Source organism: Pseudomonadota bacterium (genome assembly GCA_016927275.1).
Taxonomy (GTDB): domain Bacteria; phylum UBA10199; class UBA10199; order 2-02-FULL-44-16; family JAAZCA01; genus JAFGMW01.
Window position 1 is genome coordinate 1 of sequence record JAFGMW010000114.1, and the last position, 6554, is coordinate 6554.

Genomic DNA, 6554 nt, shown 5'->3' on the forward strand with positions numbered 1-6554 from the left:
ATCGTCTATCTTGTCTGGAAGTACTATCTTTAGACCGTTCAGAACTGGTGCCAGAGGGCGGTGAATATGCCGAACCCCTTGGACTCCCTCTTCGTGGCGAAGTCTATCACGCCTGCGATCTGGAGGCTGGAGTCCCTGGGCAGGTTGATCGTGGCAGCGGGGCCCGCATACGCGCGCAGCACATAGGGCGTGCCCGCGCCGGTCCCGTCGTAGCTGCCCGCCACGCGGCCGAGCTGCATGCCGAAGTCCACGCCGAGAGCCACCTTCCTCCAGAACTGATAGCCGGCCGAGCCGTTCATGACGGAGATGTTGAGCCCGTCGCGCGAGTTCGTCTGGTCGTCCTCGAACGCCCAGACCACGGCGACCGGGTTGATGGAGAGCAGCCACTTCTTGTACCTGAGGAACGATTCGGTGAACCAGCCGATCGAAAAGGAGTTGCCCCCGATGCGAGTAAAGGGGGCCAAAGTCCCCCCGGCGCTACCCCCCTGGTGGTCTGTGGCGGTGGGGAAACCGGAGGTTATGGCGTTGTCGAACCAGAACTGAACGTCCTCCTCGTCGATCAGGTGCCAGAAGTGCTCAACGTTGACCGTGAGGGTGCCGATGCCCGTGACCGACTCCACGGTGCCGGCCGCGGTCCTCTCCCTGCGATAGCCCACCGGCAGGTGAGCGATGAACTGGATCTGGTCGCGCTTTATGTCGCCGGAGAATCCGGGGATGAACACCTGCGGCTCGAACGCGGTCTCCACGTCGTGGGCGGAGATCCCGTTCTGGTAGAAGTAGCTGGTGAAGAACTTGAGGCAGAAGCCGGGCCTGGGCGCGCCGGCCGCGTTGCCCAGGTACTCGGGGTTGAAGCCGACCTGCGCCGCAGCCTCCGCCGAGATCATCACCACCGCCGCTATCGCAGCTGCCCTCAAAATGGATAGTTTTTTCATGGTGATTGATATATACATCCGATCAGGCCTCCGCACAATCCACTTTTAATCTGTGCGAGGCCCATTCAGGGGGGGGACAGATGCATCTCATAATCATGGCGCTTGTGCTGGTGCTGGTTGCCGGTTTCATCAACGGCTCTTTCGCAGCCCCGATGAAGTACATGGTGCGCTGGGAGGAGGAGAACACATGGTTCGCGTTCTCCTTCTGGGGGTTTTTGATACTCCCCTGGCTCTCCATCCTGGTGATGGGCCACGACGTCATCGCTGTGGTGAAAGCGCTCCCGCCGAACGTCCTCGTTGCCATGATCGCAGGAGGGATCGCCTTCGGCCTCGGCCAGATCGCCTTCGCCCTCTCCTTCCGCTACGTCGGCATCGGGCTTGCGTTTGTCATCAACATATCCATGGGCACCGCCGGCTCGGCGCTCATCCCCATACTCTGGCACAAGGGGGTCATGGGCACCCCCTACAGCTATGCGCAGCTCATCGGCATCGCCATCTTCATCCTAGCGGTGCTCCTGGGCACTGCCGCAGGCGCTGCGCGCGACAGGAACAAGGCGGGCGCGCAGGAGGCTGAGGGCAGGACAAAGAAGATAGAGCCGGGCAAGCTCGTGCTGGGAGTCGTGCTCGCTATCATCGCGGGTGCGGGATCGGTGGCGCAGGGCGTGAGCTATATCTGGGCGAACCCCTCGGTCTCGAAAATCGCAGTGGATGAGTTCGGCCAGGGCAAACTCGCCTCGGGGGTCATAGCCTGGGTCGTCATCTTCTCCTCCGCCTGGATACCGTACGTCATCTACTTCCTCGCGCTGAACGTGAAGAGGCGCAGCTTCTCCAAGCTCGCCCTGCCCGGCACCGGCAAATACTGGCTGCTGGCGGTGCTCATGGGAGTCGGGTTCTGGGGCTCGCTCATATTCTTCAGCAAGGCCTCTCAGGAGATAGGCGGGGACCTCGCGCCCACGATCGCGTGGCCGCTCTTCATGGTCTTCATAATACTCACTTCGAACCTCTGGAGCTGGAAATCGGGCGAGTGGAAGGGGGCAGGCAGGTCGGCGGGGATCAGGATGTTGGCGAGCCTCGCGCTCTTCGTGGCCGCGATAGCGGTCTTCTCGTATAGCGGGACGCTGCAGCCGGAAAATCCCAAAGTCCCGGGGGATCACTACCACGACATCCATCACACCTTCATCAAGCACGACCGGTACCCGACCCACGCGGACAGCGGGGTCGAGGAGCCCGAGGCTGAAACAGGCGAGGAAGCTCCGCGCTGAGGCTCATGCCCCGGCGGCGACAGCGGCCACGACCGCCGCGCCCACGCCGGAGCCGTCCTTTGCGGAGACGAGCGCGAGGTTTTCCGCCTTTTCGCCGTGCAGCTCGCGGAGCGCGTCCAGCACCCTCTCCCTGAAGCCGGGGTGCTTCTCGTAGACCGAGCCGTCGATCGCGGCAGCATGCCCGCCCTCGAGCCTGGGATCCATCCACGTGAAGACAGCGGAGAGCGCGGCCGCGCTTATCTTCGCCGCCCGGTCGGAGACCGCGAGGCAGGCCTGCTTCAGAAGAGATCTGTCCTCCAGCGAGTGCTCCCGGATCCCCATCCCCTCCAGGAATCGCTTCACCCCGGCCAGATCGACGGAGCCGTCGGCCTCGATAAGAGACATGTGCTGCGACTCGAACTGGCCGCGCGCAAAGCTCACGCTCCGCCCTGCGAACAGGCCCTTCTCCGCGATGAGGTCCGATATCAAAAGCCTGGCCAGCTCGCCCATGTACATGCCCGATATCTTCTTCTCCATGAGCTGCTGTCCGGGGTTTCCGCTGGCCTGGTCGAGCATGCGGTCGAATTCGTTCGCGGGCGACTTGCTGAAGTTGCCCCACTCGATGTTGACGATCATGTGGTCGTCCGCGGCGGCGCCGGAGAGTTTCTTTATCCTCCCCATGCGCTCGCGGTAGCAGGCGTTGGTGCCGGTGCCGAAGATCACCCCCACGTCGCAGCCCGGGTCCTCGTACGACTTCGCGACGAGGGTGCCCACGGTATCGTTGAGCAGCGCGGATATCCGGATGCCGCCCAGCCCGTAGCCCTCGAGCGCCTTCGAGAGCAGCTCCACCACGTCGCTCCCTACCACGCCGGTGGCGGAGAAGTCCTTGGTCCAGTTTATCAGAATCCCCCTCGCGACCGCGGTCTGTTTGACCGGGAACGAGAAGGTGAAGCCGAGCTTGCGGCCTGCCCCTGCGTCGATCTTGTTGGCATTGACGAAGTCGCTTATCGAGCCTGCTATGAAGTTGAAGAGCTGCTCCCCCGTGCCGCGCATGACCGCGGTGGGGATCACGTACTTGCCGACGTGCTCGACCGAGATCCCGCCCCTGCCGTCGAGCCTCACGTCCAGCACGCGGAAGTTCGTGCCGCCCAGGTCCAGGGCGATGTAGCTCCCCTCCTCATTGCCCGTGGCGCGATCGACAAACGTGGGGATCATCTTGAGGGAGGAATCGCGTCCCTCGAGCCCCGCCTCCATCTCGTTGTGAAAGTCACTGACCATTGCGGCCATATCGGCCGCGGTAATCTCGAACTTCCTGGCGCAGCTCTCGAAGGTACGATTCGTCATGGGGCCCCCTTTGCAGACCGATCTAACCCAAAACCCCGGCCTTGCCAACAGTCACGCGGCTTTTGCCTTTTCCGCCGCCGGGATCAATGACCCGCTCGCTGCCGCGCGGACGAACTCGCCTTCCCCCGGTCTTAATCCCTGGAGCTACAGATCTGGGACTAACCCCTGTTGGGCCCACTGCACAGCCACTGCCGCACAAGCCGCAGCAAACGCCGCTGCTAAGATGGCTGCTTCGTGCCGGGCCATGCTGATTATCCTTTCGGGTACTTCTGCCGCTCAGGAATCACGCCCCGGACACCGCCGCGGGGATCGGGCATGTCTCCCCCGTAGCGCGGGATCAGGTGCATGTGAACATGGTCTATGGTCTGGCCTGCAGCGCGGCCGATGTTTACGCCAAAATTGTAGCCCTCCGGTTTCAGATCCGCATCCAGCCGCAGCTTCACAGCGATCATCATCCGCTGCATCTCGCTCCGCTCGACTTCGGTCAGGTCAAAATAGCTGGCCACGTGACGCTTTGGAATTATCAGCGTATGCCCCTTGCTCACCGGGTACTTATCCGTAATCGCAAGGACCAGCTGCCCCCTTGCGACGATGCGATCTTCAGATACGTTGCAGAACGGACAGGTCATGAGATCAAATCCGGTTCGTCCGAATATCAAATCGCTATTTTATTCAATGCGTCCTGGGCAGCCAACACGATCGGATACATGGTAGGCGCGCTCGTCAAATACGGATGCGTCGCCATCTGCAGCGTCTCCAGCTCCGTCACAGAGACCCTCTGTTGTATGGCCATGCCGATTATATTGATCATCTCGCCGGCCGATATGCCGCCGGAGACCTGACCGCCCATGAGTATCCCCGACTGCCGAGAGAAAATCAGCTTGACCTTTATCTTGTTCGCCCCCGGCAGGCTTCTCGGGTGTTTGTCCACACCTTCCGTGTTCCCCACGACGATCTCAAAACACTCCTTCTTGGCGCTCGTTTCGGTAAGCCCGGCCGAACCAAGCACCAGGCCGTCCATATAGGTGGAATAAATCGCGATCGTCCCTTTATTTTCGCGTACTACCTTCAACTGATAAAGGCTCGCCCCCGCGACCCTAGCCTCGGCTGTGGCTGTCGAGGCCAGCATGACCGCGGTATCCCTTCTTGTATAGAAGTCTCTCTTCCCCGCGCAATCGCCCACGGCGAAGATATCATTGTCGGCAGTGCGCATATACTCATCCACCCATATCCCTTTGCCCCTGCCCAGATCCAGACCCGCATCGGTCGCAAGCTTCGTGTTCGGGACCGCCCCTATCCCGAGGATTACGCCGTCCACTTTCAGCTCTTCGCCGTTTTCAAATCGCACACCCTCGACCTTCGCCTCTCCCATGATCTCTACCACTTTTGTATTGAGAAGAATTTTGACGCCTTTTCCCTTAAGCTTTTCCTCGACCATCAATGAAAACTCCTGATCAAAGGAATTCGCCAGGAGATGAGAGAGGGTCTCCACCAAATATACGTTGAGGCCCTGTATCTTTGAGATTTCATCCGCAAATTCCACGCCTATGAATCCCCCTCCGATTATCAAAATGTTTTTCCCCATTTTGATTTCGTCGATGCAGTTCTTGAGATAATCCATATCTTTGAATATGGGATATACCCCCTTTTTATCGATGCCGGGGACCCTGGGAACGACAGGGGAAGAGCCCACTGCCAGAATCAATTTGTCGTAGATATATTCGTCGCCTTTTTTTGTCTCCACGCTTTTCCTCTTCCGGTCTATCTTCTGAGCCTCATCGACTGCCACCTCGACGTTATTTTTTATCAGGTTGTCCATGCCCAGGATGTTGTCCTGGGGATTCTTCAGGCTCGAGAACATATAGGGAATGCCGCACGGGATGCAGCCGTTCGGCACATTCTTCATCACCAGGATATTCTTGCCCGGATAATATCTCCTGGCGGTGCAGGCGCTCACAACCCCTGCGGGGCCGGCGCCGATGACAAGTATATCCACCTTCTTATTCATGTGATCTCCTTTTGTTTCGGCAATGACAACGTCGCCCGAATTTTGTCCCGGAAACCGGCCCTTTTTCTCAATGTTTGCTCCATTTATCAAGCAATTACTGCGAGCCGGTCCGTCGCGCGCGAGCCCCCTGTCTCTTTATCCACAACCGTCTGCGCTGTCTGCCGACGCAGTTGCGGTCAACGGAGGGCGGTTCCCCATTTCAACGCTTTTCTCACTCAAGTCCAACCGGCGTCAGCGCGCATCGGCTCCCGGCACCTTCGTGCATATGTCGAATTTGGGCGGTGCAAATAAGTGTTTGGTGACAGCGCATAATTCAGCGGCTCGGATAACCGCCCCCTTATATTTTTCAGGAAACTCAGGAGGGATCTGAATCTCTATTGAAATCTTTTCGAGCATATTCGTTTTCTTGTTCTTCTCAGTCCGTAAAATCAGACTCAGGCCTTCAGCAGAAATACCGCGCTCCTTGCAAAATGATAAAACGTAAACACCTGCACAAGTACCGATGGAGGCCAGGAATAGGTCGAACGGTTGTGGGGCCGAACCATCGCCGCCGGAATGTTTTGACTGATCAGTCCTGATGGTAAAACCCTTGTAAATTGCATCCGCCCTTTTCCCTCCAGGGAAAATAACTTTCATATCCATATTCAACTCTGCCTTTCTTTATAAAAGAGACAGTCAGACAATGTCGATCGACCGGGCATCAGTAACAAGCCACCTCTTATTGGTCAATCAAGCCCTGGCCTCGATCTTCCCCTGCGCTCGATAGCAAGGCAAGGGTAACATACTGATATTCATGATGATTTGCTTGCTCTGATGTCTTTCCCCCGCGCCCGATAGCTCTCCCTGTAATCCCCGCCCTCGGGATGGGGGGTGAGGGAGAGAATCTTGATGAGGTCATTGGAGGTCATAGTTAATCGGCTTCGGGTCCCTGCCTACCGGCAGGCAGGCTGTCGCAGGGCGGCTCCTCCCTGCCTACCGGCAGGCAGGCCGCCACAATTTGAGGACCCTTTTTCCGATGACGCTGTAAAA

The 6554-nt window shown here is 58.7% G+C and carries 6 protein-coding genes; 1 reads left to right on the forward strand and 5 read right to left on the reverse strand.

Annotated features, from left to right (window positions below; genetic code table 11):
• Nucleotides 1–38: 38 nt before the first annotated feature.
• On the reverse strand, nt 39–950 hold the full coding sequence (locus JXA24_07745; protein ID MBN1283645.1) for a hypothetical protein: 912 nt from the start codon (nt 948–950) through the stop codon (nt 39–41).
• 62 nt (nt 951–1012) lie between these two features.
• On the opposite strand from JXA24_07745, the gene JXA24_07750 reads away from it, so the two are divergent.
• Nucleotides 1013–2194, forward strand: coding sequence for a hypothetical protein (locus JXA24_07750; protein MBN1283646.1), 1182 nt, complete (start codon nt 1013–1015; stop codon nt 2192–2194).
• Between the two features lie 3 nt (nt 2195–2197).
• Here the strand turns inward: JXA24_07750 and JXA24_07755 are convergent, their stop codons facing one another.
• The 4 genes from JXA24_07755 to JXA24_07770 all read right to left on the reverse strand — a co-directional run bounded on the left by JXA24_07755 (nt 2198) and on the right by JXA24_07770 (nt 6167).
• Nucleotides 2198–3517 (reverse strand): hypothetical protein, encoded by a 1320-nt coding sequence (locus JXA24_07755; GenBank protein MBN1283647.1) that lies wholly within the window; start codon nt 3515–3517, stop codon nt 2198–2200.
• Between the two features lie 251 nt (nt 3518–3768).
• Complete coding sequence (locus tag JXA24_07760) at nt 3769–4146, reverse strand: HIT family protein (protein MBN1283648.1); 378 nt, start codon at nt 4144–4146, stop codon at nt 3769–3771.
• A 26-nt stretch (nt 4147–4172) separates the two neighbouring features.
• The gene (locus JXA24_07765; protein ID MBN1283649.1) at nt 4173–5525 is read right to left on the reverse strand and encodes an FAD-dependent oxidoreductase; all 1353 of its coding nucleotides are present in this window, start codon (nt 5523–5525) and stop codon (nt 4173–4175) included.
• A 231-nt stretch (nt 5526–5756) separates the two neighbouring features.
• Nucleotides 5757–6167: an OsmC family protein gene (locus JXA24_07770; GenBank protein MBN1283650.1), complete on the reverse strand. Its 411-nt coding sequence runs from the start codon at nt 6165–6167 to the stop codon at nt 5757–5759.
• Nucleotides 6168–6554 lie beyond the last annotated feature (387 nt).